Source organism: Curtobacterium sp. BNK-1, assembly GCF_048685235.1.
Classification (GTDB): Bacteria; Pseudomonadota; Gammaproteobacteria; order Enterobacterales; family Enterobacteriaceae; genus Pantoea; species Pantoea agglomerans.
This window is the reverse complement of record NZ_JBLQTJ010000001.1, coordinates 2,548,894-2,574,798: the sequence shown is the minus strand read 5'-3', so window position 1 is coordinate 2,574,798 and position 25,905 is coordinate 2,548,894. Positions and strand designations below refer to the sequence as shown.

24 protein-coding genes are annotated in these 25,905 nt (G+C 54.3%); 18 read left to right on the top strand and 6 right to left on the bottom strand.

Features of this window, described 5'->3' with window-relative positions:
• The first annotated feature begins 92 nt into the window (after positions 1 to 92).
• The 9 genes from folC to hisP all read left to right on the top strand — a co-directional run bounded on the left by folC (position 93) and on the right by hisP (position 8,493).
• Positions 93 to 1,325: a bifunctional tetrahydrofolate synthase/dihydrofolate synthase gene (gene folC / locus ACMGGP_RS12075; RefSeq protein WP_498798472.1), complete on the top strand. Its 1,233-nt coding sequence runs from the start codon at positions 93 to 95 to the stop codon at positions 1,323 to 1,325.
• Entirely contained in the window at positions 1,315 to 2,103 is a 789-nt protein-coding gene (dedD, locus tag ACMGGP_RS12070; RefSeq protein WP_187492447.1) for a cell division protein DedD, read from the top strand. The genes folC and dedD overlap by 11 nt, the downstream gene beginning before the upstream one ends.
• Before the next feature lie 265 nt (positions 2,104 to 2,368).
• On the top strand, positions 2,369 to 2,854 hold the full coding sequence (cvpA, locus tag ACMGGP_RS12065; RefSeq protein ID WP_003854265.1) for a colicin V production protein: 486 nt from the start codon (positions 2,369 to 2,371) through the stop codon (positions 2,852 to 2,854).
• A 37-nt stretch (positions 2,855 to 2,891) separates the two neighbouring features.
• Positions 2,892 to 4,409, top strand: a complete 1,518-nt coding sequence (gene purF / locus ACMGGP_RS12060) for an amidophosphoribosyltransferase (protein WP_010258001.1) — start codon at positions 2,892 to 2,894, stop codon at positions 4,407 to 4,409.
• 112 nt (positions 4,410 to 4,521) lie between these two features.
• The gene (locus tag ACMGGP_RS12055; protein ID WP_010258003.1) at positions 4,522 to 5,091 is read left to right on the top strand and encodes a UbiX family flavin prenyltransferase; all 570 of its coding nucleotides are present in this window, start codon (positions 4,522 to 4,524) and stop codon (positions 5,089 to 5,091) included.
• Positions 5,092 to 5,350: 259 nt separating this feature from the next.
• Positions 5,351 to 6,133 carry a lysine/arginine/ornithine ABC transporter substrate-binding protein ArgT gene (argT, locus tag ACMGGP_RS12050; protein WP_010258004.1) on the top strand — a complete coding sequence of 261 codons (783 nt, stop codon included), beginning with the start codon at positions 5,351 to 5,353 and terminating at the stop codon, positions 6,131 to 6,133.
• Positions 6,134 to 6,312: 179 nt separating this feature from the next.
• Complete coding sequence (locus ACMGGP_RS12045) at positions 6,313 to 7,002, top strand: histidine ABC transporter permease HisQ (RefSeq protein WP_010258006.1); 690 nt, start codon at positions 6,313 to 6,315, stop codon at positions 7,000 to 7,002.
• Positions 6,995 to 7,711: an ABC transporter permease gene (locus ACMGGP_RS12040; protein WP_010258010.1), complete on the top strand. Its 717-nt coding sequence runs from the start codon at positions 6,995 to 6,997 to the stop codon at positions 7,709 to 7,711. Before ACMGGP_RS12045 ends, ACMGGP_RS12040 begins: the two co-directional genes overlap by 8 nt.
• A gap of 8 nt (positions 7,712 to 7,719) precedes the next feature.
• Complete coding sequence (gene hisP, locus ACMGGP_RS12035; protein WP_010258014.1) at positions 7,720 to 8,493, top strand: histidine ABC transporter ATP-binding protein HisP; 774 nt, start codon at positions 7,720 to 7,722, stop codon at positions 8,491 to 8,493.
• Between the two features lie 135 nt (positions 8,494 to 8,628).
• Here the strand turns inward: hisP and ACMGGP_RS12030 are convergent, their stop codons facing one another.
• A complete protein-coding gene (locus tag ACMGGP_RS12030; protein WP_010258017.1) occupies positions 8,629 to 9,576 on the bottom strand; it encodes a sugar-binding transcriptional regulator in 948 nt (315 codons plus the stop codon).
• A 196-nt stretch (positions 9,577 to 9,772) separates the two neighbouring features.
• Here ACMGGP_RS12030 and dalD point away from each other — a divergent pair, with 196 nt between their 5' ends.
• Genes dalD through ACMGGP_RS12015 form a run of 3 tightly spaced genes read left to right on the top strand, consistent with a single transcriptional unit; the run spans position 9,773 to position 13,941 of the window.
• Positions 9,773 to 11,161 (top strand): D-arabinitol 4-dehydrogenase, encoded by a 1,389-nt coding sequence (gene dalD / locus ACMGGP_RS12025; protein WP_010258020.1) that lies wholly within the window; start codon positions 9,773 to 9,775, stop codon positions 11,159 to 11,161.
• A 2-nt stretch (positions 11,162 to 11,163) separates the two neighbouring features.
• Complete coding sequence (xylB, locus tag ACMGGP_RS12020) at positions 11,164 to 12,633, top strand: xylulokinase (protein WP_498798471.1); 1,470 nt, start codon at positions 11,164 to 11,166, stop codon at positions 12,631 to 12,633.
• A gap of 27 nt (positions 12,634 to 12,660) precedes the next feature.
• Positions 12,661 to 13,941: an MFS transporter gene (locus tag ACMGGP_RS12015; protein ID WP_397323691.1), complete on the top strand. Its 1,281-nt coding sequence runs from the start codon at positions 12,661 to 12,663 to the stop codon at positions 13,939 to 13,941.
• A 33-nt stretch (positions 13,942 to 13,974) separates the two neighbouring features.
• Here the strand turns inward: ACMGGP_RS12015 and ACMGGP_RS12010 are convergent, their stop codons facing one another.
• A complete protein-coding gene (locus ACMGGP_RS12010) occupies positions 13,975 to 14,871 on the bottom strand; it encodes a TIGR01777 family oxidoreductase (RefSeq protein WP_010258028.1) in 897 nt (298 codons plus the stop codon).
• Positions 14,872 to 15,053: 182 nt separating this feature from the next.
• Here ACMGGP_RS12010 and yfcF point away from each other — a divergent pair, with 182 nt between their 5' ends.
• On the top strand, positions 15,054 to 15,695 hold the full coding sequence (yfcF, locus tag ACMGGP_RS12005) for a glutathione transferase (protein WP_010258032.1): 642 nt from the start codon (positions 15,054 to 15,056) through the stop codon (positions 15,693 to 15,695).
• 108 nt (positions 15,696 to 15,803) lie between these two features.
• Positions 15,804 to 16,328 (top strand): NUDIX hydrolase YfcD, encoded by a 525-nt coding sequence (gene yfcD, locus ACMGGP_RS12000; protein WP_010258035.1) that lies wholly within the window; start codon positions 15,804 to 15,806, stop codon positions 16,326 to 16,328.
• Between the two features lie 115 nt (positions 16,329 to 16,443).
• Here yfcD and pta read toward each other — a convergent pair whose 3' ends face one another.
• Positions 16,444 to 18,591: a phosphate acetyltransferase gene (gene pta, locus ACMGGP_RS11995; RefSeq protein ID WP_010258038.1), complete on the bottom strand. Its 2,148-nt coding sequence runs from the start codon at positions 18,589 to 18,591 to the stop codon at positions 16,444 to 16,446.
• 70 nt (positions 18,592 to 18,661) lie between these two features.
• The gene (gene ackA, locus ACMGGP_RS11990) at positions 18,662 to 19,864 is read right to left on the bottom strand and encodes an acetate kinase (protein WP_010258040.1); all 1,203 of its coding nucleotides are present in this window, start codon (positions 19,862 to 19,864) and stop codon (positions 18,662 to 18,664) included.
• Between the two features lie 337 nt (positions 19,865 to 20,201).
• Between ackA and yfbV the strand changes: the two genes are divergently transcribed.
• The 3 genes from yfbV (at position 20,202) to ACMGGP_RS11975 (ending at position 21,967) form a co-directional block, all read left to right on the top strand.
• Positions 20,202 to 20,654 (top strand): terminus macrodomain insulation protein YfbV, encoded by a 453-nt coding sequence (gene yfbV / locus ACMGGP_RS11985; RefSeq protein WP_045139796.1) that lies wholly within the window; start codon positions 20,202 to 20,204, stop codon positions 20,652 to 20,654.
• A gap of 142 nt (positions 20,655 to 20,796) precedes the next feature.
• Positions 20,797 to 21,294 (top strand): YfbU family protein, encoded by a 498-nt coding sequence (locus ACMGGP_RS11980; protein WP_250488630.1) that lies wholly within the window; start codon positions 20,797 to 20,799, stop codon positions 21,292 to 21,294.
• A gap of 13 nt (positions 21,295 to 21,307) precedes the next feature.
• Positions 21,308 to 21,967 (top strand): sugar phosphatase, encoded by a 660-nt coding sequence (locus tag ACMGGP_RS11975; protein ID WP_498798470.1) that lies wholly within the window; start codon positions 21,308 to 21,310, stop codon positions 21,965 to 21,967.
• 29 nt (positions 21,968 to 21,996) lie between these two features.
• Here the strand turns inward: ACMGGP_RS11975 and yfbR are convergent, their stop codons facing one another.
• Both yfbR and ACMGGP_RS11965 read right to left on the bottom strand, forming a co-directional pair.
• On the bottom strand, positions 21,997 to 22,596 hold the full coding sequence (gene yfbR / locus ACMGGP_RS11970) for a 5'-deoxynucleotidase (protein ID WP_010258048.1): 600 nt from the start codon (positions 22,594 to 22,596) through the stop codon (positions 21,997 to 21,999).
• Positions 22,597 to 22,671: 75 nt separating this feature from the next.
• Entirely contained in the window at positions 22,672 to 23,889 is a 1,218-nt protein-coding gene (locus ACMGGP_RS11965) for a pyridoxal phosphate-dependent aminotransferase (RefSeq protein WP_010258051.1), read from the bottom strand.
• 960 nt (positions 23,890 to 24,849) lie between these two features.
• On the opposite strand from ACMGGP_RS11965, the gene lrhA reads away from it, so the two are divergent.
• Positions 24,850 to 25,773 carry a transcriptional regulator LrhA gene (gene lrhA / locus ACMGGP_RS11960; protein WP_010258055.1) on the top strand — a complete coding sequence of 308 codons (924 nt, stop codon included), beginning with the start codon at positions 24,850 to 24,852 and terminating at the stop codon, positions 25,771 to 25,773.
• Positions 25,774 to 25,905 lie beyond the last annotated feature (132 nt).

Below are 25,905 nucleotides of genomic sequence, written 5' to 3'. Positions count from 1 at the left end.
ATGCACCGTATACCGCAGCAGCAGCCTGCCAGGTATAAATAAGCAAAACGGGACATATGGACAATCTTCACCTTCCCCAAGCCACGTCGCCTTTGGCCACGTGGCTTTATTATCTTGAGCACCTGCATACTCAGGCCATTGAACTGGGTCTGGACCGTATTCGTCAGGTAGCGCTTCGTCTCGACCTGCTGAAACCCGCTCCTTTTGTCTTTACCGTGGCCGGTACCAATGGCAAAGGCACCACCTGTCGCACCCTGGAAACGCTGCTGATCGCCGCGGGCTACCGCGTTGGCGTGTACAGCTCACCGCATCTGGTGCGCTATACCGAGCGCGTGCGGGTTCAGGGAGAGGAGCTGAGTGAAGCGCAGCACTGCGCCAGTTTTGCGGAGATTGAAGCCGGACGTGCAGATATTTCGCTGACCTATTTTGAATTTGGCACGCTCTCTGCGTTGAATCTGTTCCGCCAGGCGCAGCTGGATGTCGTGATCCTCGAAGTCGGCCTAGGCGGACGGCTGGATGCGACAAACATTGTGGATGCCGATGTCGCGGTGGTCACCAGCATTGCACTCGATCACACCGACTGGCTTGGCCCGGATCGCGAAAGCATTGGGCGTGAAAAAGCCGGTGTGTTCCGGGCGGGGAAACCTGCGGTAGTGGGTGAACCGGATATGCCGCAGAGTATTGCCGTGGTCGCACAGGAAAAAGGTGCGCAGCTGTTGCAGCGCAACCGTGACTGGTCGTGGCATGCGCAGGCAGAAAGCTGGTCACTGCGTGATGCGACGGGTGAGCTGAACGATCTGCCGCTGCCGCAGGTGCCGCTGCCTAACGCGGCGACCGCGCTGGTGGCGCTGCGGGTCTCCGGGCTTGAGGTCAGTGAGGCGCAGATTCGCGCCAGCCTGCCGCTGGCGATGCTGCCAGGCCGTTTTCAGACCCTCAGCGAATCACCGCGCGTTATTCTGGATGTCGCCCATAATCCGCATGCGGCAGCGTATCTGGCGTCGCGGCTGGCGGCACTGCCGAAACGCGGCAAAGTGCATGCCGTGGTGGGCATGCTGCATGATAAAGATATCGCCGGAACGCTGGCGGCGCTGGCACCGGTGGTCGATGCCTGGTACTGCGCGCCCCTTGAGGGTCCGCGCGGCGCCAGTGCTGAGCAACTGCTGAACAACCTGCCGCAGGGCGAGGCTTTTAGTTCGGTTGAGCTCGCCTGGCAGCAGGCACGCCAGCGGGCAGCGCCGCAGGACATTGTGCTGGTCTGTGGTTCATTCCACACCGTTGCACAGGTCATGGAATCGATTGAAACGGAGAAAGGACGTGGCAAGTAAGTTTCAGAACCGTTTAGTCGGCACCGTTATTCTGGTCGCCGTTGGCGTGATTGTGCTGCCAGGGCTGCTGGATGGTCAGAAAAAGCATTACAAAGAGGAGTTCGCCGCCATTCCGCTGGTGCCGAAACCTGACGATCAGCAGGACAGCGAAATGGTGCCGCCGGTAACCCAGTCGCTGCCGGCACAGCCGCCGGAAGGCGCGGGCAATGCGGTCAGCAGCAGCAATGGCAATGGCAACGGTAAAACCAACGCTACGGCAGAGCAGGGTCGGACTCAACCGGAAGACGAGAGCGATCCGGTAGTGGTCTCGCCGCCGCCGGTTCATCAGTCTGTGCCCGCACAGACGGTGACGAAGCCGAAGGTCGTTGAGCAGCAGAAACCGAAAGTAACAGAGCAGCCTAAGCAGAAGCCGGTCGAACAGCAGAAGCCAAAAGCCGTGGAGCAGCCTAAACCTAAACCGGTTGAACAGCCTAAAGTGGTCGAACAGCCGAAGCAGGAAGAGCCGCCGAAAACGGCAGAGACGACAGCGCCGGCAGGGCAGGCTTATGTGGTGCAGTTAGGTGCGCTGAAAAACGCCAGCAAAGTGAATGAGATTGTCGCGCAGCTGCGGCTGTCGGGCTATCGCGCCTTTACCGTGCCTTCAACGCCGGTACAGGGTCAGATCACCCGCATTTACGTTGGGCCTGATGCGTCGAAAGCCAAAATGCAGAGTGCGGTTGGCGAGCTGAAAAGTATCTCAGGACTGGGCGGTGTCGTGAAACCCTACAGCGCCCGCTAAAACGGGCGATTGGCGCTGCCGATAGCAGTAACAGGCAGCGTCTTTTACCCCTCAGACAGCGCGTTTAATGCGCGCTGCCGCGAAAAAAATTGACGATTTTCAACGGCCTGTCCGGCCGAGAATCACCCGGGCGATAGCGTTTTTTTTCATCGCCTTTTTTATGGATGCAGAAAAAGAAAACCGCTACGCAAACGTTTTCTTTTTCTGTTAGAATGCGCCCCGAACTGTATGCAGGGGTGCAATTGCACTGGCGCTGGAAGAGTTCATGATCTGGATTGATTACGTCATTATTGCGGTAGTTGGTTTTTCGGCTCTGGTCAGCCTGGTCCGTGGGTTTGTCCGTGAAGCCTTATCTCTTGTTACCTGGGGATGCGCGTTTTTTGTCGCCAGTCATTACTACGCCTACCTTGCAGTCTGGTTTACAGGTTTTGACGACGAACTGGTTCGTAACGGTATCGCTATCGGTGTGCTGTTTGTGGCGACCCTGATTGTGGGGGCCATTGTGAACTACGTTATCGGCACGCTGGTGGAAAAAACCGGCCTGTCGGGAACCGACCGGGTGTTGGGCGTCTGTTTCGGGGCATTGCGTGGTGTGCTGATCGTAGCCGCTTTGCTGTTCTTCCTCGATACATTCACTGGGTTTTCCAAAAGTCCGGACTGGCAACAGTCTCAACTCATTCCCGAGTTCAGTTATATAATCAGGTGGTTTTTTGATTACCTGAAAAGCACGTCGAGTTTTTTACCCCGGTGATGTGACCGGGAGTGCGGCTTAATGAGGAAATGACAACATGTGCGGTATTGTCGGTATCACCGGTTTCATGCCGGTCAACCAGTCGATCTATGACGCGTTAACGGTGCTCCAGCACCGCGGGCAGGATGCCGCAGGCATTTGTACTATCGATGCGCTGAAATGTTTTCGCCTGCGAAAGGCAAACGGCCTGGTCAGCGACGTTTTCGAAGCACGCCACATGCAGCGTCTGCAGGGCAATATGGGGATCGGTCACGCGCGTTATCCAACCGCGGGAAGCTCCAGTGCCTCTGAAGCGCAGCCATTCTATGTAAACTCCCCGTATGGCATCACCCTGGCGCACAACGGTAACCTGACCAACGCCCATGTGCTGCGTAAGCACCTGTTTGAAAAGGGCCGCCGTCACGTTAATACCACCTCAGATTCTGAAATCCTGCTGAACATCTTTGCGCAGGAGTTAGATCGTTTCCAAAACGATCCGCTGACAGCCGACAACATCTTTGCTGCGGTTGCTGCCGTGCATCAGCAGGTGCGCGGAGCCTATGCGGTAGTGTCGATGATTATCGGCCACGGCATGGTCGCCTTCCGTGATCCTAACGGTATCCGTCCGCTGGTGCTGGGCAAGCGCGTTATCGCTGATGGCCGCACCGAATATATGGTCGCCTCCGAGAGCGTGGCGCTGGATACGCTGGGCTTTGAGTTCATCCGTGACGTTGCACCGGGTGAAGCGGTTTATGTGACTGAGGCGGGCCAGCTGTCTACCCGCCAGTGCGCTGAAAATCCGAAAAGCAATCCGTGCCTGTTCGAGTATGTCTATTTTGCACGTCCCGACTCCTTCCTCGACAAAATCTCGGTCTACAGCGCCCGTGTCCGTATGGGCACCAAGCTGGGTGAGAAAATTGCGCGCGAGTGGGAAGATCTCGATATCGACGTTGTGATTCCGATTCCTGAAACCTCCACCGATATCGCGCTGGAAATTGCACGTATTCTCGACAAACCCTATCGTCAGGGCTTCGTGAAGAACCGGTACGTTGGACGTACTTTTATCATGCCGGGCCAGCAGTTACGTCGCAGCGCGGTGCGCCGCAAGCTCAACGCTAACCGCGCCGAATTCCGTGATAAAAATGTGCTGCTGGTGGATGACTCTATTGTTCGCGGTACCACCTCAGAGCAGATCATTGAGATGGCGCGTGAAGCGGGCGCAAAAAGGGTTTATCTGGCGTCAGCGGCGCCGGAAATTCGTTTCCCGAACGTCTACGGTATCGATATGCCCAGCGCCACGGAACTGATTGCGCATGGCCGTGAAGTGGAAGAGATTCGCCAGCTGATTAAAGCCGATGCGCTGATCTTCCAGGATCTTGACGATCTGATCGAAGCGGTTCGCGAAGAGAATCCGGACATTGCACAATTTGAGTGCTCGGTGTTCAACGGCATTTACGTGACGAAAGATGTCGATCAGCAATATCTGGAGTATCTCGAGTCGCTGCGTAATGATGATGCCAAAGCGCTTCAGCGGCAGAACGAAGTCGAAAACCTCGAGCTGCACAACGAAGGCTGATACCTTCAGCAGGCGGGCAGCATAAAACAGGGCGGGAGCAATCCCGCCCTGTTTGTTTTCAGAAACCCGCAGGCCGCGTATGATGGCCCATTGGCTGAAATAAGGTTGGAATATGAAACGACTCATCATTGGCATCTCTGGCGCAAGCGGGGTGATCTATGGCGTGCGCATGCTGCAGGTGTTGCAGCAGGTGGAAGAAGTAGAAACGCATCTGGTCATGAGTCAGGCGGCGCGTCAGACGCTGGGACTGGAGAGCGATTATTCGCTGCGTGACGTGCAGGCGCTGGCCGATGTGGTGCATGACGTGCGCGATATTGCAGCAAATATCTCATCTGGATCGTTTAAAACGCTGGGCATGGCGATTTTACCCTGCTCAATGAAAACGCTCTCTGGCATCGTCCACAGTTACAGTGACTCGTTGCTGACCCGTGCGGCTGACGTGGTGTTAAAAGAGCAGCGTAAGCTGGTGCTGTGCGTGCGCGAAACCCCGCTGCATGTTGGCCATCTGCGAATGATGACCACCGCCGCAGAGCTGGGTGCCATTATCATGCCACCCGTGCCGGCATTTTATCATCGGCCTGAAACGATCGATCAGCTGATCGATCAGACCGTTAACCGAGTTATCGACCAGTTTGATATCGAATTATCGGAAGATCTCTTCACGCGCTGGCAGGGTGCATAAAGTTCCGCTGGCGCACTTATTTAGTGCATAAGCGCGCCTCGGATCACTCTTCGTGCATTTGACGCACCAAAAGTTAACAACGTCGCTTTTTCTCTTTTACTTCACTGCTATATTCCCCTCACAAACACAGCGTTTTCGCCTGTCTCACATCACGCTAACAGCGTGGTTAACTTGCAGAACTGGCATGAAACATGCAAATTACTTTGCGCAAACACATCACGAACCACATAACAAAAAGCACTTCACTTGAGGGTAATCTATGAAAAAGCGTGTTCTGGCTCTTTCCCTGATGCTGGGCTTATCCAGTGCTGCCAGCGTTTTCGCGGCGGTTCCGGGTTCAATCCGTATCGGCACAGATCCAACTTACCCACCGTTTGAGTCGAAAAACGCGCAAGGCAAGTTAGTGGGCTTCGATATCGACCTCGCTAACGAAATCTGTAAACGTATTCATACCCAATGTACCTATGTTGAGAGCGACTTTGATGCGCTGATCCCTTCGCTGAAAGCGAAGAAAATTGATGCCATCATCTCCTCACTTTCCATCACAGCGAAACGTCAGGAAGAGATCGCCTTCTCGGAAAAACTCTACGCCGCGAACGCGCGTTTAGTCGCGCCGAAGGGATCGAAAATTGAGCCGACCATTGAGTCCCTGAAAGGCAAAAACATCGGTCTGCTGCAGGGCACCACCCAGGAAACTTACGCCAATCAGAACTGGCGGCCAAAAGGGGTGAACGTCACACCTTATGCAAACCAGGATCTGGTCTATCAGGATCTGAATGCCGGTCGTATTGATGCTGCCTTCCAGGATGAAGTGCAGGCCAGCGAAGGGTTCCTGAAGCAGCCGGTCGGTAAAAATTACGCCTTCGCCGGTCCGGCCGTGAAAGATGACAAGATTTTTGGCGTCGGTACCGGCATGGGACTGCGTAAAGATGACAGCGAACTGAAAGCCGCCATCGACAAAGCCTTTGCTGACATGCGTAAAGATGGCACCTACGACAAGATTGCGAAGAAATACTTCGATTTCAACGTGTACGGCGACTAACCATCCTGTCGCTTTACCCTCTGTGTCCGTTTTGCCGGGTCTGAGCCGGTTCTGCCAGGTGCAGAATCGGGTTCTTTTCCGCTAATAGCGGATGGCATCTGCAACAGAGAGGTAAAGCTAAACTGCCCGTCTCGCTTGCGGGCAGCGTTTCGTTTTCACCCCACGACAGGACCCTCTCGATGCTGTATGGCTATTCTGATGTAATTCTTCGGGGCACGCTGGTGACGCTGGAACTGGCGCTCACTTCCGTCGTGCTGGCAGTGCTGCTGGGCCTGATTGGCGCAGGCGCGAAACTGTCGCGCAGCCGGCCACTGGCGATGATTTTTGAAGGCTACACCACGCTGATTCGTGGCGTGCCAGACCTTGTACTGATGCTGCTGATCTTCTACGGTCTGCAGATTGTCCTCAACCAGATAACCGATGCGCTGGGCATGGCGCAGTTTGATATCGACCCGATGGTCGCCGGTATCATCACGCTCGGCTTTATCTATGGTGCCTACTTCACCGAAACGTTCCGCGGCGCCTTTATGGCCGTGCCTCAGGGGCAGATTGAAGCAGCAACCGCGTTTGGCTTTACCGGCGCGCAGGTGTTCCGCCGCATTCTGTTTCCGGCCATGATGCGCTACGCGCTGCCAGGCATCGGCAACAACTGGCAGGTGATTCTGAAAGCCACCGCGCTGGTCTCGCTGCTGGGGCTGGAAGATGTGGTGAAGGCGACGCAGCTGGCAGGAAAAAGTACCTGGCAGCCGTTCTACTTCGCCATTGTGGCCGGTGTGATTTATCTGGTATTCACCACGCTGTCAAACGGTGTGCTGTGGTGGCTGAACCGGCGCTATACGGTGGGTGTGAAGAGGGCGAGTTATGATTGATATTATTCAGGAATACTGGAAATCGCTGCTCTGGACTGACGGTTATCGTTTTACCGGTGTAGCTATCACCCTGTGGCTGCTGATCCTCTCGGTCACCATTGGCGGATGTCTGGCAATCCTGCTGGCGATAGCGCGGGTTTCCCCTAACCGGTTTATCAGCTTTCCGGTCTGGCTCTTCACCTACGTCTTTCGCGGCACGCCGCTCTATGTGCAGCTGCTGGTGTTCTACTCCGGCATGTACACGCTGGAGATTGTGAAAGGCACTGAACTGCTGAATGCCTTTTTCCGCAGTGGTCTGAACTGTACGCTGCTCGCCTTTACCCTCAACACCTGCGCCTACACCACGGAAATTTTTGCCGGTGCGATTCGCTCGGTGCCACACGGTGAAATTGAGGCGGCACGGGCGTACGGCTTCTCTACTTTTAAACTTTATCGCTGCATTATCCTGCCATCGGCGCTGCGTACGGCACTGCCGGCCTACAGCAACGAAGTGATTCTGATGCTGCACTCCACGGCGCTGGCCTTCACCGCCACCGTGCCGGATCTGCTGAAAATCGCGCGGGATATTAACTCGGCGACCTATCAGCCGTTTACCGCCTTTGGTCTGGCGGCTGTGTTGTACCTGATTATCTCTTACGTGTTGATCAGCCTGTTCCGCCTGGCGGAACGTCGCTGGCTGGCCCACGTGAAACCCTCTTCATCGCATTGAGTAGAACTATGGCTGACAATAAATTAAGCGTCACCGAATTGCATAAGCGTTACGGTGAACATGAAGTGCTGAAAGGGGTCTCGTTAACTGCTAAAGCGGGCGATGTGATCAGTATTATTGGATCGTCCGGCTCAGGGAAAAGTACCTTTTTACGCTGCATCAACTTCCTCGAAAAACCGAGTGAAGGCAGCATCATGGTGAATAACCAACAAATCACCTTAGTCCGTGACAAAGATGGTCAGCTCAAAGTGGCTGACAAAGAGCAGCTGCGCGCGTTACGTACCAGCCTGACCATGGTGTTCCAGCACTTTAATCTGTGGAGTCACATGACCGTGCTGGAAAACGTGATGGAAGCGCCGATTCAGGTGCTGGGGCTGAGTAAAGCGGCGGCGCGTGAGCGTGCCATCAAATACCTCGATAAAGTCGGAATTGATGCGCGGGCGCAGGCAAAATATCCGGTTCACCTCTCCGGCGGTCAGCAGCAGCGTGTGTCGATTGCGCGCGCGCTGGCAATGGAGCCAGAAGTGTTGCTGTTTGACGAACCCACTTCGGCGCTTGATCCGGAGCTGGTCGGGGAAGTACTGCGCATCATGCAGAAGCTGGCGGAGGAGGGCAAAACCATGGTGGTCGTGACTCACGAGATGGAGTTTGCCCGTCACGTCTCCAGTCATGTCATTTTCCTGCATCAGGGTAAAATCGAAGAGCAGGGGCCGCCTGCGGAACTGTTCGGCAGCCCGAAAAGCCCACGTTTACAGCAGTTCCTCAAGGGATCGCTGAAGTAACGGTTAGATGTTAGTTAAGGTGAGGGAATCAGGGCACCGGCGTAACGTGCCCTGCGCAGAATAAGTGCGAGCCGCGTTTGAGATTTTGCGTCATCTCTGCGTTCTGCCCTCGCACTCTGCATCCATGCTGAGATATCACTTTTGCAGTAGCTTCAGCGCCGTATCCTCATCGGTCACCAGTCCCGATACCCAGCCGCCCTGTAATGCGGCACGGATTGCTGGATACTTGCGCTCGCTACCCGCAAAGCCAATAATTTTACGCTGAGTCCGGCTTTCCAGTCGCACGCTGGTCAGTAGCTCATCCGTTTCGCCCCATACCCGCTCACCCTGCTGATTGAAAAAGTGACCGAGCATTTCGCCCACCACGCCGCGCCCATTTAGCGCCTCGACCTGCGCATCTGTGATGAATCCCTCGGCATTCAAAGGACAGCCCGGCATCACTTCGCCAATACCCACAAAAGCCACGTCCGCCTGTAATGCGCGATCAATGACGCGCTGGTAAACCTTATGCTGAACCCACATCGCTTTATCCTCTGGGGTGTCGGCGTATAAGGGCGCAGGGATAAAGAAATACTTACCTTGCATCTTTTCGGCCATCTTCAACGGTACGTCATAGCGTGTACCGGAATCATCCCGCGCGATTGCACCAATCATGGAAACGCAATGATGCTGCGGGCGATCAACCCAGGGTAGCGCATCGATCATTGAGCGCAGGGTTTTACCGGAACCAATACCGAACACCTGAGGCGTTTCCTCATTGATGAATTGTGTCATCACCGCCGCGCCTTCAACTGCCAGCATTTGTTGAATAGCCTCATCATTCAGACTGGCAGATGGCACAACGCGGCACAAATCCAGACCAAACTTCGCCTGTACCTCACGCGCCAGCTGCAGACAGTGTGTGACGGGATGATCAATTTTTACGTTCACCATGCCCATTTCACGTGCACTGGATACCAGCCGCTGCGCTACCTGTCGTGACAATCCCAATGCCTGCGCAATCTCCTGCTGTGTCACGCCTGCGACGTAATACATCCATGCGGCACGTGCGGCCAGCTCCTGCTTTTTTTCTTCTCTGCTCATCACGATGTTCCGTCGAATTTGAGGGGACATCTTAACGCCGTGCGGGTCGAAAAGCACTAACTGAGCAAAAGCCCAGGATGGGAGCAAAAGTATTATTTGTGACTCGGCTCGCAGAAGGATCTTAGTAATAGGCACTATGCTACAGTTCATCGGGCAAATGCCCTTAGGTGTGGCAAATGTTTAAATTGAGGCGATTATGAACAACCAATCAGTGTGGATGCACATCGGCGCGGGATCTTTTCATCGGGCACATCAGGCGTGGTATCTGCATAAACTGCGTGAGCAGGGTGATGAAAGCTGGAGCATCGCGCTCGGCAATATACGTAATGACGCAGTGCCGCTGCTCAATCAGCTCGCGGCGCAGCAGGGAGAATATGTGCTGGAAACCGTGACGCCTGCAGGTAAGCGCGACTACGAAACCATCACTTCGCTGCGCAAAATTTTGCCCTGGGACAGTGATATCAGTGCGTTGATCGAGCAGGGGGCCAGCGCGGAAACACGTGTGATTAGCTTTACCGTGACCGAAGCGGGTTACTACCTGACGCCCGCGTTTACCCTGGATCTCAATCAGGCAGATGTGAAAGCCGATCTGGGTGGAGATATCCGCACCCTCTACGGCGCACTCAGCCATATTCTGACACAGCGTGTTGCGCAAGGCGGTCCGCCTGTTACGCTGTTGAACTGCGACAATCTGCGGCACAATGGTGAGCGTTTCCGTGACGCCTTCCTGGCGTTTCTTACGGCCAAAGGCGATACCGCGCTGGCCGACTGGGTGCGCACGCAAACCCGTTCACCGAATACCATGGTTGATCGCATTACACCCCGTCCTACTCCGGAGGTGGCAGAACGCGTGCAGGCGGCGACCGGCAAACAGGATGGCGCAGCAGTAATGGCCGAATCTTTTATTCAGTGGGTCATTGAGGATGATTTTATTGCCGGGCGCCCGGCGCTGGAAAAGGTCGGTGTTGAACTGGTGGAATCGGTACTGCCGTGGGAAGAGGCAAAAATTCGCATCCTCAATGCGACACATGCTGCGATTGCCTGGGCGGGCACACTGATTGGTCTGAACTATATCGATGAGAGCACCAGCCATCCGGCGATTTATCAACTGGCTCACGACTATGTGACCCAGGATGTCATTCCTTCTCTGTCTCCCAGCCCGCTTGATTTAGCGGATTATCGTGACGTGGTGCTGGCCCGCTTCAGTAATCCTTACATTAAAGATACCAATCAGCGCGTCGGTGCCGATGGTTTATCCAAAATTCCCGGCATGGTGACGCCAACCCTGCAACAGTGCTACCAGCGCGGTGCGCAGCCCACCGCAACGGCGGTGATTCCGGCACTGTTCTTCCTGTTTATGCAGCGATGGGCCGATGACAATTTACCCTATTGCTATCAGGACGGTGCGCTACAGGTCGATACGCTACGTAAGCAGTTCGCCAGCGCCGATCCGCTCCATGCATACCTGAGTGATAGCGCGCTGTTTGCGGAACTGGCATCTGATAAGGCGTTTCATGAGTTAGTCACCCGCCGTGTTGCGAGTTTGCAGCAGTGGCTGAAACAGCCTGAACTGGCGGCGGTGTAATTATGTATCTCGGCATTGATATTGGTACCTCAGAGCTTAAAGCGCTGATCATTAATACGCACGGTGAGATTGTGGCGGCTCAGCACGACACGCTGAGCGTGCAGCGTCCCCATCCCCACTGGGCTGAACAGGATCCTGAATGCTGGTGGCAAGCCTGCAGCGAGGTTCTGGCGGGATTACGTCATCAGTTTCCTCTGGCATGGGCCGCGATTCGCGCTATTGGATTATCGGGACAGATGCACGGGGCCGTGTTGCTGGATGCCGGGGGGAAGGTGCTGCGTCCGTGTATCCTCTGGAACGACACGCGCAGTGCACCGCAGTGTGAAAGGCTACGGAAGAGCAATCCCCGGATAATGGAAATTAGCGGCAATATGATTATGCCCGGCTTCACTTTGCCGAAACTGCACTGGGTCGCGGAAAATGAGCCAGAAATTTTCAGCCGCATCGATAAGATCCTGCTGCCGAAAGATTACCTGCGCTGGCGTCTTACCGGGCGCTTTGTCAGTGAGCCTTCGGATGCTGCCGGAACGCTGTGGCTCGATGTCTCCCGGCGTGACTGGTCGGAAGAACTGCTGGCCATCACCGGACTGAAGCGTGCCCAAATGCCTGAACTGGTAGAAGGCAGTGCCATAAGTGGACGCCTGCAGCCGACGCTGGCGAGCGAGTGGGGTTTATCTACTGCGGTTACTGTCGCGGGAGGCGGCGGTGACAATGCCGCATCGGCAGTCGGTGTGGGGGCGGTGAATCCCGGTGATGCGTTTATCTCATTGGGTACCTCCGGTGTGATTTTTGTCGTAAACGACCGCTTACGGGCTGACCCTCAATGCGGGGTGCACGCCTTTTGCCATGCGTTACCGGGCCGCTGGCACCAGATGAGTGTGATGCTTAGCGCCGCCAGTTGTCTGCGCTGGTTGTGCAATCTGCTGTCGGTCAGTGAAAGCCAGCTGATGGAGGAGATGGTCCAGCTCAGTGATGAGCAAGTGCGTAGCGCCCCGGTTTTCCTGCCCTATCTGTCTGGTGAACGCACACCACATAACGATCCTGACGCATCCGGTTCTTTCTTCAATCTGCGCCATGAAACCCCGCGCGCCTTGCTGGGCTATGCGGTGGTTGAAGGCGTGGCATTTGGGCTGGCTGATGGGTTGAGTGTGCTCGGCGATGCCAGGCATCACATTCAGCAGTGCAGCCTGACCGGTGGTGGCGCACGTAGCACATTGTGGGCTCAATTGATTGCCGATGTGCTGCAACTGCCCATTGTTACCCATCCCGCCAGCGCATCTGGCGCGCTGGGTGCGGCACGTTTAGCGTGGCTGGCTGATGGCGGCCTTGAGCATGAGGTGTGTCTGAAGCCGGCTGTGCAGGCACGCTACCAACCGGACGAGACGCGCGGTGCCGTGCTGCAAAAGCGGCTATGTCTGTTCCGGGAACTCTACATCCAGCAACAACAGGTGCGCAGTTTGCTGCCTGCATAACGACTAACCAGACAGAAGGTAATTGTGATGCAATCGAACGAATACTGGTTTGGCTTACCGAAAAAGATGTTCTGGGGTTTCCTCGCTATCGCAATCTTTATGGCGGGTGATGGCTTTGAAATGGCGTTTCTGTCGCGCCATATCACCGATATGGGCTTTACGCCCGCGCAGTCTGCAGTCGTATTCACCTTCTATGGCTTAGCGGCAGCCCTGGCGGCCTGGGCATCTGGCGTGGTAGCCGAGTTGATCACACCGCAGCGCGCGATGATGATTGGCTTTGTGTTATGGATCGTGATGCATACGCTGTTTATGTCGCTGGGGCTTGGCCTGCGCAACTATCCGCTGATGGTGCTGTTCTACGGCATTCGCGGGCTGGCTTATCCGCTGTTTATCTACTCTTTCATGATGATGCTGGTGCAGGTCTTACCGCGCGAAAAACTGCCGGCGGCGACCGGCTGGTTCTGGGCGATGTATTCTGTCGGCATCGGGGTGATTGGCAGCTATCTGCCAAGTCTCACCATTCCGATGCTGGGGGAAACGGGGACGCTGTGGCTGGCTATTATCTGGGTGGCCTGTGGTGGGATCCTCGCATACTTCAGCCTGCGCAAGGTACCGGTGGATCGCTCTCGTGTGAATTTGCCGATGCGTGACAAGATGACAGAGATGGCGCGTGCCGTGACCATCCTGTTCACCAATCAGAATGTGTTTTATGCCTGCCTGATTCGCATCATCAACACGCTGTCGCTGTTTGGTTTCGCCATTATCATGCCACTGCTGTTTGTCGATCGTCTCGGCTTTACCATCTCTGAATGGCTACAAATCTGGGCGGTGTTCTTCTTTGTCACTATATTTACGAATATCTTCTGGGGCCTCACGGGAGAGAAGCTGGGCTGGATCCGTCAGGTGCGCTGGTTTGGTTGCCTGGGGATGGCCATCTCCAGCCTGACCTTTTATTATCTGCCGCTGTATGCGGGTCATAACTTCTGGGTCGCATTAATCCCTGCGGTAATGCTGGGAATTTTTGTCGCGGCGTTTGTACCGATGACCGCTGTATTTCCCACGCTGGAACCGCATCATAAAGGCGCTGCGGTCTCTATTTACAACCTCTCCGCTGGACTCAGTAACTTTGTGGCACCGGCTATCGCCTCAGTCATGCTGCCGTTCTTCGACATTGTCGGTGTGGTATGGGCCTATACCGGGCTATACGTGTTCGCTGGCGTGCTGACCTTTATTATTCGTGTGCCACAACCGGGGCATACGCGTGAAGAGAAGGTAGTGAAGTCGCGTGTAGCAGAGCAGCGTAACTAACGAAACATACGGCGGCCCAGGGCCGCCGTATGTTTATCCTGCGACATCCTGCAACGCTTCCTGCAAATCGTACCAGCGGAAGCCAAAGCCTGAGGCTTCCAGCCGTTTTGGCAGCACATGCTGTCCTCCCAGCACCAGTACCGACGATTCGCCCATCATCAGTTTAATGGCGCTGGCAGGCGTGCGCATAAAGGCCGGACGATGCATCACCCGGCCCAGCGTGGCGGCAAACTGCTCGTTACGCACCGCGTAGGGAGCGACCATATTGAACGGACCCCGCAGATCATCATGCTCCAGCAGCCAGATAATGGCGTTTAGCATGTCATCAATGTGAATCCACGGCATGTACTGTTTACCACTGCCAATCGGCCCGCCGATGCCGAGTTTAAAGGGCAGCTTCATTTTGCTGAGTGCGCCGCCCTCAGACGCCAGCACCACGCCGGTTCGCAGCAGGCAGACGCGGGTGCGTTCGCTTTCAGCCGCGAGCGCCAGCTGCTCCCAGCGGGCGCAGAGCTGATGAGTAAACTCATCCTGACCCTGATCCTCTTCAGTCAGTACCAGATCGCCGGTGTTACCATAAAAGCCGGTTGCCGAACCTGAGATCAACACGGACGGTGGTGTGGCGCTGGCGTTGATCAGTGAGACGATCTGCTCGGTTATCTGCCAGCGGCTTTCACACAGCTGCTGTTTATGCGGCTCCGTCCAGCGTTTGTCGGCAATAGGTTCTCCCGCCAGATTAATGACCGCATCGATCGTATCCAGGTTCGACTGTTGCGCCAGCCCTGACCAGAGCGCGACCTCTTCGCCCAGTTTTTCACGTGCGCTGACCACGTCACGCGTCACCACACTGATCTGATGCCCCAGCTGTTGCAGGCGCGGAATCAGGTGACGGCCAATCAGTCCCGTGCCACCGGTAATAAGAATGTGCATGTTGCGGCTCCCTTGATTTTTTTGTTATTTGCATCTTTCAGCATAGAAGAGTCGAGCCACTCTATCGTGAGTCGCGTCGCGCTTTCTTATTCCGGAGGCAGAGATCGGATCAGCTCAGCGTTGCCTTCCCAAATAAAAATCGGTAAACATGATGCAACCCTGACAGCCAATTGAGGTAACCGATGAATTATCCGTCCATCACCCTGTGGTCAGATTCATCATTTTTCAGTCCTTACGCCATGTCGGCCTATGTTGCTCTTACCGAAAAAGGGATCCCTTTCCAGCTGAAGCGCGTCGATTTGTCGCAGAATCAGCAATACGCCGCGGCTTACCGCGAGCTGTCGCTGACCTGCCGGGTCCCGACCCTGCAGATTGATGCGTTCCTGTTAAGCGAATCCTCGGCGATTACCGAATATCTTGAAGAGCGCTTTCCGGCGCCCGAATTTGAGCGCCTCTATCCCCGCGACCGCGAGAAGCGTGCCCGCGCCAGAGAGATCCAGGCCTGGCTGCGCAGTGACTTCCTGTGGATACGCCAGGAGCGTCCCACAGAAGTGCTGTTTGCCGGTGAGCGCTTTGCGCCGCTGACCGCATCAGCGCAGCAGGCGGTGGATAAACTGGTTATGGCCGTCGATCGCCTGCTGCCGGACGGGCAACAGAACCTGTTTGGCGAGTGGTCAATTGCGGATACCGATCTGGCGGTGATGCTTAACCGGCTGGTATTGCATGGCGATCCTTTGCCCGCGCGTCTGCGGGATTATGCTGAGTTTCAGTGGCAGCGAGCCTCAGTACAGCTGTGGTTAGCAGAAAGTGGTAAAAATCGGTAACAGCCAGGGCTTGCTCAGGCTGCCGGAAGTGATTACCTTACGCCACATAAAAATAAAGACGTGGCAAACTGCGTACCCAAGTGTACGCCAAACAGGAAAGGGTTACGGATGGTGGATCAAACTGCGGGTGACGGCATCGAGTGGGTCGATATCGTAAACGAAGAGAATGAAGTTGTTGCTCAGGCAACACGTGCGCAGATGCGCGCTGAGTGCCTGCGTCACCGCGCTACCTATATTGTGGTTCATGACGGTATGGGCAAGATTCTGGTGCAGCGTCGCACAGAGATAAAAGATTTTATGCCGGGCAAACTGGACGCAACCGCAGGCGGCGTGGTGCAGAGCGGTGAAGATATGCTGGAGTCTGCGCGACGTGAAGCGGAAGAGGAGTTAGGGATTGCCGCGGTGCCGTTTGCTGAGCATGGCAAATTCTACTTCGAAGATCAGCACTGTCGCGTCTGGGGCGGTCTGTTCAGTTGTGTGTCACATGGGCCATTCGCCATGCAGGAATCGGAAGTCGATGAGATTATCTGGATGACGCCCGATGAGATCACCGCACGTTGTGATGAGTTCACTGACGATTCGCTTAAAGCGCTCTCTCTGTGGATGAGCCGCAACGGCGATAACCGGGCCTGAACCTGAAAACGGGCGCTTTAACGCGTCTCAGCGATCCGCATTAAAGCCTCCGGCTCTGTTACCGGCAAAAAAAAGGCATGCCCTGGGGCATGCCTTTTGCGTTCTTACCTGACGCTTAGCCTTGTTCAGCCTGCTGAGACTGAATAGCGGTTAAGGCGATGGTATAGACGATGTCATCAACCAGCGCACCGCGCGACAGGTCGTTAACCGGCTTACGCATACCCTGCAGCATCGGCCCGATTGAGATCAGATCGGCTGAACGCTGTACCGCTTTATACGTGGTGTTACCGGTGTTCAGATCCGGGAAGATAAAGACGGTGGCGCGACCGGCAACCTGTGAATCTGGCGCTTTCGACTTCGCCACATCTTCCATGATCGCGGCGTCATACTGCAGCGGACCATCAATGACCAGATCAGGACGTTTTTCCTGCGCGATACGCGTTGCTTCACGCACTTTTTCAACGTCGCTGCCTGCACCTGACGTGCCGGTAGAGTAGGAGATCATCGCAACACGTGGATCGATACCAAAGGCTTTAGCAGAGTCGGCTGACTGAATAGCGATCTCAGCCAGCTGCTCAGCGGTGGGATCCGGGTTAATCGCGCAGTCACCGTAAACCAGCACCTGCTCCGGCAGCAGCATAAAGAACACCGATGAAACCAGTGAGCTGTTAGGCGCAGTTTTGATCAGCTGCAGAGGCGGACGAATGGTGTTGGCGGTGGTGTGAACCGCACCTGAAACCAGGCCATCCACTTCGCCACTTTCCAGCATCATGGTGCCCAGCACCACGTTATCTTCCAGTTGTTCCTGGGCGACCACTTCGGTCATCCCTTTGCTCTTACGCAGCTCAACCAGACGCGGCACGTAGTTTTCACGCACCTGTTCCGGATCAACAATCTCAACCCCTTTGCCCAGTTCGACACCCTGAGCCGCAGCAACACGCTGAATCTCATCCGGGTTGCCTAACAGTACGCAGGTGGCGATACCGCGTTCAGCACAGATAGCAGCCGCTTTAACCGTACGCGGCTCGTCACCCTCTGGCAGCACGACGCGTTTGCCCGCTTTACGCGCCAGCTCAGTCAGCTGATAGCGGAAGGCCGGTGGCGACAGGCGACGGCTGCGCTCTGACGTGGCGGTCAGTGACTCAATCCAGTCGGCATTAATGTAGCTGGCAACATATTCCTGCACTTTCTCGATGCGCTGCGTATCGTCAGCGGGCACTTCAAGATTAAAGCTCTGCAGGCTCAGAGAGGTCTGCCAGGTATTGGTTTTCACCATGAACACCGGCAGGCCGGTCTGGAAGGCACGGTCACAGAGGCGCGCGATGCGATCGTCAATCTCGTAGTTACCGGTCAGCAGGATAGCGCCAATCTCAATGCCGTTCATGGCGGCCAGACAGGCGGCGACCAGTACATCCGGGCGGTCTGCGGAAGTCACCAGCAGTGAGCCTGGACGGAAATGCTCCAGCATGTGCGGGATACTACGGGCGCAGAAGGTGACCGATTTAACCCGGCGGGTCTGAATCTCACCTTCGTTGATGATGCGCGCATCCAGGTGGCGGCACATATCGATTGCGCGGGTGGCGATCAGATCAAAGCTCCACGGCACGCAGCCCAGCACCGGCAGCGGGCTGTCTGAGAACAGCTGCTTAGGATCGATATTGGCGATGCTGGCTTTTGACGAGTCATCAAAAATTTCTGACAGATCAGGGCGGGTACGCCCCTGATCATCGACCGGCGCGTTGAGTTTATTGATGATCACGCCAGTGATATTTTTATTCTTCTGACCGCCGAAGCTGCTTTGCGTCAGTTCAATGCGCTCTTTCAGCTGTGCCGGAGAGTCATTGCCCAGCGCCATCACGAAGACGATTTCCGCATTCAGGGTTTTCGCGATTTCATAGTTCAGCGCGTTGGCGAACTGATGCTTACGGGTAGGGACCAGACCTTCAACCAGCACTACTTCCGCATTCTGCGTGTTGGCATGGTAACGGGAGATGATCTCTTCCATCAGCACATCCTGCTGGTTCGATCCCAGCAGTGATTCAACACGTGACATCTGCAGCGGTTCAGCGGCAGGAATCGAAGAGTTCTTACGGATAATAGTGGTGGTTTGATCCGGCGTATCGCCGCCGGTACGCGGCTGAGCAATCGGCTTAAAGACGCTAAGTCGAACGCCTTTGCGCTCCATGGCGCGGATAACGCCGAGGCTGACGCTGGTCAGGCCGACGCTGGTGCCGGTCGGAATGAGCATAATTGTACGTGACACGTTTGAACCTCTCAGTAATGGCAGGGTGTCAAAAACAACTCCGTCAGCCTGAGCTGACGGAGAGAAGTGTTTACGCAGTCAGACGCGCGGCGTCCTGGGCGATGACCAGCTCTTCGTTGGTCGGGATCACCAGCGCCGGGCGGGTGCCTTCTTTATTGATATAACCAGACTTGCCGAAACGGGCCGCCAGGTTGCGATCGTGATCGACGTCAAAGCCCAGCAGTGCCAGTTTTTTCAGTGAGAGTTCACGAACCATCGCGGCGTTTTCACCGATGCCGCCAGTAAATACCACGGCGTCCAGGCGGCCATCCATCAGCGCAGTGTAGCTGCCGATATATTTCGCCAGGCGATGACAGAAGACATCCATTGCGCGCTTCGCATCTTCTTTGGTGGTGTAGTTATCTTCCACGTAGCGGCAGTCGCTGGTGACTTCAGTCAGACCTAACAGGCCAGACTCTTTGGTCAGCAGTTTATTGATGGCATCGACGCTCATACCCAGCGTATCGTGCAGGAAGAAGATAATTGCCGGGTCGATGTCGCCACTGCGGGTACCCATCACCAGGCCTTCCAGTGGGGTCAGGCCCATTGAGGTGTCCACACACTCGCCGTTGCGAATGGCAGAGACAGAACCGCCGTTACCGAGGTGGCAGGTAATAATATTCAGTGACTCAAGCGGCTTGTTGAGCATTTTGGCCGCTTCATGGGTCACATAGAAGTGGCTGGTACCATGCGCGCCATAGCGACGAACGCCATGCTCTTTATACAATTTGTACGGCAGCGCATAGAGATAAGACTCTTCCGGCATTGTCTGATGGAAAGCGGTGTCAAATACCGCGACATTCTTATCTGACAGGTGCGGGAAGTTTTTCATCGCTTCATCAATACCGATCAGATGAGCCGGATTGTGCAGCGGTGCAAAAGAAGAGGCGTCTTTGATGCCCTGTACCACTTCTTCAGTGATGATGACTGACTGAGTCAGCTTCTCGCCGCCATGAACGATACGATGGCCGATTGCAGCAATTTGTGCCGAAAGCTCAGGTTTTTGTGCCAGAATGGTTTTAACGATAAAGTTCAGCGCTTCACTATGCGCTGCGCCAGCACCCAGAGGCGCTTCCTGTTTTTCGCCTTCCAGCTTCCATTTGATGCGGGCTTCAGGAAGGTGGAAACATTCCGCCAGGCCAGACAGGAATTCTTCACCGCTGGCAGGGTTGAGGATGGCAAACTTAAGGGAAGAGCTGCCACAGTTCAGAACCAGAACTAACTTACTCGACATGGAAGTACCTATTTTTTGAGAGTGGCTAAATAAAACGCAATCAGACTAACAGCGTAGCCCATGAAAGCTGGTAGATTAATGACAAACATCATGCGGTAGACAGAATTCTGCATTTCCGCAAAAAATTTCGGCAATCTTACGCGAAAATTTGAAGATTGCCTCGTCTGAACCTGGCTCAGGCCTCTTCCCAAAAGCGCAATCCGCTTCCGGAAAGGGGGTAAAACGGCGTCAGAATAGCTGGAGTCACCTTTAAAGACAAAAATAATTGAAGGATGTCACGTAAAGTTGTGTAGTTATAACTATTTTTTAATTTTTACAGTATTAGTTGAGGTGAGCCATGGCGAATGAATCTGGCAGTACCAATTGGTTTCGGATGTTTCAGCGCGGCCAACACTATATGAAGACCTGGCCGGCTGATAAGCGCCTGGCACCTATGTTCCCGGAAAACCGTGTTTCATCGGCAACGCGTTTTGCTATTCGCTTTATGCCCCCTTTGGCGATTTTTACGCTGACCTGGCAGATCGCGATGGGCGGTCAGTTAGGCCCGGCCGTGGCGACCGCGCTGTTTGCCTGTACCCTGCCGATGCAGGGATTATGGTGGCTGGGAAAGCGTTCTGTGACGCCGCTGCCGCCGACGCTGCTTAACTGGTTTCATGAAGTTCGTGCCCGGCTGGAAGAAGCGGGGCAGGCGATAGCGCCAGTAGAAGGCAAGCCGACCTATCAGGCGCTGGCCGATCTGCTAAAGCGGGCGTTCAAACAACTCGACCGCACTTTCCTCGACGATCTCTGACCTATCCCGGGCTGGCGGTAAAATATTTACCGCTAACCTGCGGCCAAATCAAAGAATGGTGATACGGCGATTTCCGTGTCGCTAACGCTGTGCAATGATTTCTCCATTGTCGATTAACTGAGCGGTCTCTGACCGGGAGTAAATGATGGAAATGACCCATGCGCAGCGTTTGATTCTCACTAATCAGTACAAAATGATGGCCATGCTTGAGCCGGAAAATGCGGAGCGTTTTCGCCGTTACCAGACCATCATCGAGCGCGGTTATGCGCTGCAGATGCGGGAGCTGGACAAAGAGTTTGGCGAACTCAGCGAAGCGATCTGCCGGACGGTGATCGATATTATGGAAATGCATCACGCTCTCCACGTCTCCTGGTCGAACCTTAAAGAGAAAGGTGAGCTTGAAGAGCGGCGTCTGGCCTTTCTGGGCTTCGATGCGGCAACGGAAGCGCGCCTGCTGGGTTATGTCCGTTTTATGGTCAATACAGAAGGGCGTTATACCCACTTCGATTCCGGCACCCATGGTTTTAATGCGCAGACCCCAATGTGGGAAAAGTATCAACGGATGTTAGCTTTGTGGCAGACTTGTCCGCGCCAGTACCATTTAAGTGCAAACGAAATTGCGCAAGTGATTAATGCCTGATGAGGAGGAGCGCGTGACCTACAGAGGTTTTCTATTTGATTTAGACGGCACGCTGGTGGATTCACTGCCAGCGGTTGAACGAGCCTGGAGCCAGTGGGGTGCCCGTCATGGCATCGCGGCTGATGAGATTCTGGATTTCATTCATGGCAAACAGGCGATCACCTCTCTGCGTCATTTCATGTCAGGCCAGTCGGAAGAGGCTATTCAGGCAGAGTTTGTTGCGCTGGAGCAGGCTGAAGCGGCGGACACCGACGGTGTGCAGGCGCTGCCAGGGGCCAACGCGTTGCTGAACCGGCTGAACGAACTGCAGATTCCCTGGGCGATTGTCACTTCCGGTTCAGTGCCGGTCGCACATGCACGTCATAAAGCCGCAGGCTTACCGAAGCCTGCCGTGTTTATTACCGCTGAACAGGTGGCTAAGGGCAAACCGGAGCCCGATCCCTACCTGCTTGGCGCGGAGAAGCTGGGATTAGCGGCGACATCGTGCGTGGTTGCAGAAGATGCACCTGCCGGAATCTTATCCGGCCTGAATGCTGGCTGTGCGGTGATTGCCATCAATGCGCCGGCGGAGACACCCCGGCTGGATGAGGTAGCGCTTCAGCTCGACTCACTGGCGTCACTGGTGATAACCCGCGAGTCTGACGGCAGCTTTACCTTCCGTCAGCAGGCTTAAGGGCTGGCCCGGCGGCCAGACCGCCGGGCTTAGAGTGGCGTATCCTGCGAGATTTCATCCAGTGACAGGCTGAAGCTCGGAATAAACACCTCAACGAAGTAATCCATCTCCGGTGAACGCCGAAGTGCCAGGGTCTTTTCCAGCCGCGCTTTGGCCAGTAAAAATTCGTTGTTCCCGGCAGACAACTCCTCAAGACATTTTACATATGCACAGAGCGCATCCGCCTGTTTCACAACAGCCTGCTCCTCTTCGCTGTGCAGATGCTCATCGATCAGCGGGCGATAGATCGCCTGAAACTCTTCAGGCAGCATCTCAATCAGCTTCTGCTGAGCAATCTTCTCGATTTTCTTATATTCGTGGGCGATCTGCGCGTTGTAATACTTTACCGGAGTCGGTAAATCGCCGGTGAGCACTTCACTGGCATCGTGGTAAAGCGCCAGCATGGCAATGTGATCGGCATTAAGCGACCCGTTGAATTTAAGGTTTTTGATCACGGCCAGGGCATGCGCCACCATGGCGACCTGCAGACTGTGTTCGGAGACATTTTCGGTGCGCACATTGCGCATCAGCGGCCAGCGGTTGATCAGCTTAAGACGGGAGAGATGAGCAAAGAAGTGACTTTGTGTCATGAGCGTTCCTGTTGGCTGGCGGGGGAGAGACAGGTTCTGGCTCTCCCCAAATAGCGTCAGTATACGCGGGCCTGATTATTGACGATAGCCTTGCAGGAAGCGGCCAAACTTATTGATCGCCATCTCAAGATCATCCACACGAGGCAGCGTAACAATGCGCAGGTGATCGGGCCATGGCCAGTTAAAGGCACTGCCCTGAACCAGTAGCACCTTCTCCTGTAACAGAAAATCCAGCACCATCTTCTGATCGTCGAAAATGTTGAATTTTTTGGCATCGATTTTCGGGAACATATAAAGCGCGCCCTGCGGCTTCACACAGCTGACGCCTGGAATATCGTTGATCAACTCCCAGGCGCGCTGCCGCTGCTCGTAGAGACGACCACCCGGCATGATAAATTCGCTAATGCTCTGGTAGCCGCCCAGCGCCGTCTGAATCGCATGCTGCGCCGGTACGTTGGCACACAGGCGCATCGAGGCGAGCATCTCCAGTCCTTCTATATAGCCTTTAGCATGTTTCTTCGGCCCGTTCAGTACCATCCAGCCCTGACGGAAACCGGCAACGCGATAGGTTTTAGAAAGGCCATTAAAGGTAACAGTCAGCAGATCGGGTGCCAGCGCTGCGATGCAGTGATGCTGTGCATCGTCATAGAGGATCTTGTCGTAGATCTCATCGGCGAAAATAATCAGGTTATGCTGACGCGCAATTTCAACCACCTCTAACAGCAGCTCTTTGCTGTAGACCGCGCCAGTGGGGTTATTCGGGTTGATAATCACGATGCCGCGGGTACGAGGCGTTATCTTGCTGCGGATATCATCGAGGTCAGGGAACCAGCCTGCTGATTCGTCACAGAGATAGTGCACTGCTTTACCGCTGGAGAGGGAAACCGCAGCCGTCCATAACGGATAGTCGGGGGCCGGCACCAGCATTTCGTCGCCGCTGTTCAGTAACGCCTGCATCGCCTGCACGATGAGTTCTGAAACACCGTTGCCAATGTAGATATCTTCTACGGTGACATCGCGCATGTCGCGCGCCTGGTAGTGCTGCATGATCGCTTTACGGGCGGAATAGAGCCCCTTGGAGTCACAATAGCCCTGAGAGCTGGGAAGGTTACGAATAACATCGACCAGTATCTCATCCGGTGCTTCAAAACCAAACGGCGCCGGGTTGCCAATGTTCAGCTTCAGAACTTTGTTACCTTCTTCTTCGAGGCGCTTAGCCTCTTTCAGTACCGGGCCACGGATGTCATAGCAGACGTTATCGAGTTTTCCGGATTTATCAATTTGAAAAGTCATTGTTACCGCCTTAATGGGCAGAATCCTTTTGGCTGCCACAGAAATCCAACCAGCACAATGTACTCTCCTGACAGTCACAAAAGAAGGGTGCCGCCCCGTTTTGGCGGGTTCAACAACTTTTTGCCCGGTGCGCAGCGTAAAAAATATTTGTTGTCGCGTAAACTGGTTAATAAAACCATAAATTTGCATTAATGCAGGATTTTAACTTGTCCAAAGCGCTGCTGAACCGACATATGGCTTTAGCATCATGAACGCTATCTGGAAGTTATTGAAATGGAACTTTTCTTTGCACCTGAAATATACACTTAGAGAAATAGTTAAAGGATATTTTATAAATGTTCAAATTATGGACGATTTTATAACGTGCCTGAAGATTACGCCTTAACGCTGCTTAAGAGTGGCGTGTTTAAGGCCTTGTGTTCGCCGGAAAAGTGCCAAAAGCAGAGCTTCATATGGCACCTTTATTGCAGGATTGTGAGCCGTACTTAACACTTCCTCACTAAATTTCAGAACGCTGAAGGCTTAAAAAGTGATCAATAATGTGGCATAAGGGTCTGGAAATGCCTTTAGCACAAAATTTACAGCGCTTTTCACAAAATCATTTCCATTTTGAAGTCAAAAATGATTAAGTATAATTTATTATTTAGTGCACTTTGCCGCTTCGCTTTGATAGCCAGTAAAGTGCGCTTTCTATCCCACACGATTCTTTCTGATGGGAATAAGACAACTACGCAGCTTCCTGCATTTGCGCACCCAGCGCCATCGGTTCAGAAGTTGTATCTGTCTTGAATAGCACTATGACCCTTCAGAGGACTCAACAGTGCAGGATCCACATAAACTTTTTTTGTGTCAGTCTTCACACAGGACTGTCATTGAGCACCATTACTGCTTATCACTTTGATAAGCTTGTGATAACACCAGGGTAGTAGTTCGTAAAAATCTTATAAGTGAAGAAAAAACATGACTAATGCAAATCGTCCGATACTGAATCTCGACCTCGATCTGCTGAGAACCTTCGTTGCCGTTGCGGATTTGAATACCTTTGCAGCTGCTGCTGCAGCGGTCTGCAGAACCCAGTCAGCAGTCAGTCAGCAGATGCAGCGTCTGGAACAATTGGTAGGTAAAGAGCTGTTTGCCAGACATGGACGTAATAAGCTTCTGACAGAGCACGGTATCCAGCTTTTAGGCTATGCGAGAAAAATTCTTCGTTTTAACGACGAAGCCTGCACATCTCTGATGTACAGCAACATTCAGGGCGTGCTGACTATTGGCGCCTCTGATGACACCTCTGACACTATTCTGCCGTTCCTGCTAAACCGGGTGACCTCGGTGTATCCGAAACTGGCAATCGATGTGCGGGTTAAACGTAATCCGTTTATGATGGAAATGCTCAATCAGGGTGAAGTGGACCTGGTTGTGACGACTTCCAGCCCGGGCAATTTTACCTATCAGGTACTGCGTACTTCACCTACCTTGTGGTACTGCGCAGCGGATTATATCTTCCAGCGTGGCGAAGCCATTCCACTGGTATTGCTGGATGAGCCAAGTCCTTATCGTGATATGGCTATCGATCATCTCAACGAAGCGGGCATCCCGTGGCGTATCTCTTATGTCGCTTCCACACTGGCTGCAGTACGCGCAGCGGTGAAAGCGGGACTGGGCGTGACGGCACGTCCGGTCGAGATGATGAGCCCGGAACTGCGTGTTATGGGTGCAGCTGAAGGACTGCCGGTACTGCCGGATACGCAATATCTGCTGTGCCGTAATCCAGACAGCGATAATGAACTGGCGCTGGCTATCTTCAATGCCATGCAGTCCACCAATGATCCTTATAACCTGAGCAATAATCCCGACGGTTCACTGTTGCTGGATGACGAAGAGTAATTTCGCTAACGTGTTGTACTCAATACCTGCGTGATTGCCTTAATAAACGCTTATAAATAAGCCTCTCCTTCCCTGAAAAGAACGAGAGGCTTTTTTGTGCCTGACCCTCGTCCGATGTTCCTTACTGCTCAT

Bases quoted from the DNA above. Each gene is read 5' to 3' on its own strand.
- yfcD (WP_010258035.1), top strand. From the start codon at position 15,804: ATGGTGGATCAAACTGCGGGTGACGGCATCGAGTGGGTCGATATCGTA.
- ACMGGP_RS12045 (WP_010258006.1), top strand. From the start codon at position 6,313: ATGCTGTATGGCTATTCTGATGTAATTCTTCGGGGCACGCTGGTGACG.
- lrhA (WP_010258055.1), top strand. From the start codon at position 24,850: ATGACTAATGCAAATCGTCCGATACTGAATCTCGACCTCGATCTGCTG.
- yfcF (WP_010258032.1), top strand. From the start codon at position 15,054: ATGAATTATCCGTCCATCACCCTGTGGTCAGATTCATCATTTTTCAGT.
- xylB (WP_498798471.1), top strand. From the start codon at position 11,164: ATGTATCTCGGCATTGATATTGGTACCTCAGAGCTTAAAGCGCTGATC.
- argT (WP_010258004.1), top strand. From the start codon at position 5,351: ATGAAAAAGCGTGTTCTGGCTCTTTCCCTGATGCTGGGCTTATCCAGT.
- ACMGGP_RS11980 (WP_250488630.1), top strand. From the start codon at position 20,797: ATGATGGAAATGACCCATGCGCAGCGTTTGATTCTCACTAATCAGTAC.
- ACMGGP_RS11965 (WP_010258051.1), bottom strand. From the start codon at position 23,889: ATGACTTTTCAAATTGATAAATCCGGAAAACTCGATAACGTCTGCTAT.
- ACMGGP_RS12015 (WP_397323691.1), top strand. From the start codon at position 12,661: ATGCAATCGAACGAATACTGGTTTGGCTTACCGAAAAAGATGTTCTGG.
- cvpA (WP_003854265.1), top strand. From the start codon at position 2,369: ATGATCTGGATTGATTACGTCATTATTGCGGTAGTTGGTTTTTCGGCT.
- yfbV (WP_045139796.1), top strand. From the start codon at position 20,202: ATGGCGAATGAATCTGGCAGTACCAATTGGTTTCGGATGTTTCAGCGC.
- hisP (WP_010258014.1), top strand. From the start codon at position 7,720: ATGGCTGACAATAAATTAAGCGTCACCGAATTGCATAAGCGTTACGGT.
- dalD (WP_010258020.1), top strand. From the start codon at position 9,773: ATGAACAACCAATCAGTGTGGATGCACATCGGCGCGGGATCTTTTCAT.
- ACMGGP_RS12030 (WP_010258017.1), bottom strand. From the start codon at position 9,576: ATGAGCAGAGAAGAAAAAAAGCAGGAGCTGGCCGCACGTGCCGCATGG.
- ACMGGP_RS12010 (WP_010258028.1), bottom strand. From the start codon at position 14,871: ATGCACATTCTTATTACCGGTGGCACGGGACTGATTGGCCGTCACCTG.
- ACMGGP_RS12040 (WP_010258010.1), top strand. From the start codon at position 6,995: ATGATTGATATTATTCAGGAATACTGGAAATCGCTGCTCTGGACTGAC.
- purF (WP_010258001.1), top strand. From the start codon at position 2,892: ATGTGCGGTATTGTCGGTATCACCGGTTTCATGCCGGTCAACCAGTCG.
- ackA (WP_010258040.1), bottom strand. From the start codon at position 19,864: ATGTCGAGTAAGTTAGTTCTGGTTCTGAACTGTGGCAGCTCTTCCCTT.
- ACMGGP_RS12055 (WP_010258003.1), top strand. From the start codon at position 4,522: ATGAAACGACTCATCATTGGCATCTCTGGCGCAAGCGGGGTGATCTAT.
- yfbR (WP_010258048.1), bottom strand. From the start codon at position 22,596: ATGACACAAAGTCACTTCTTTGCTCATCTCTCCCGTCTTAAGCTGATC.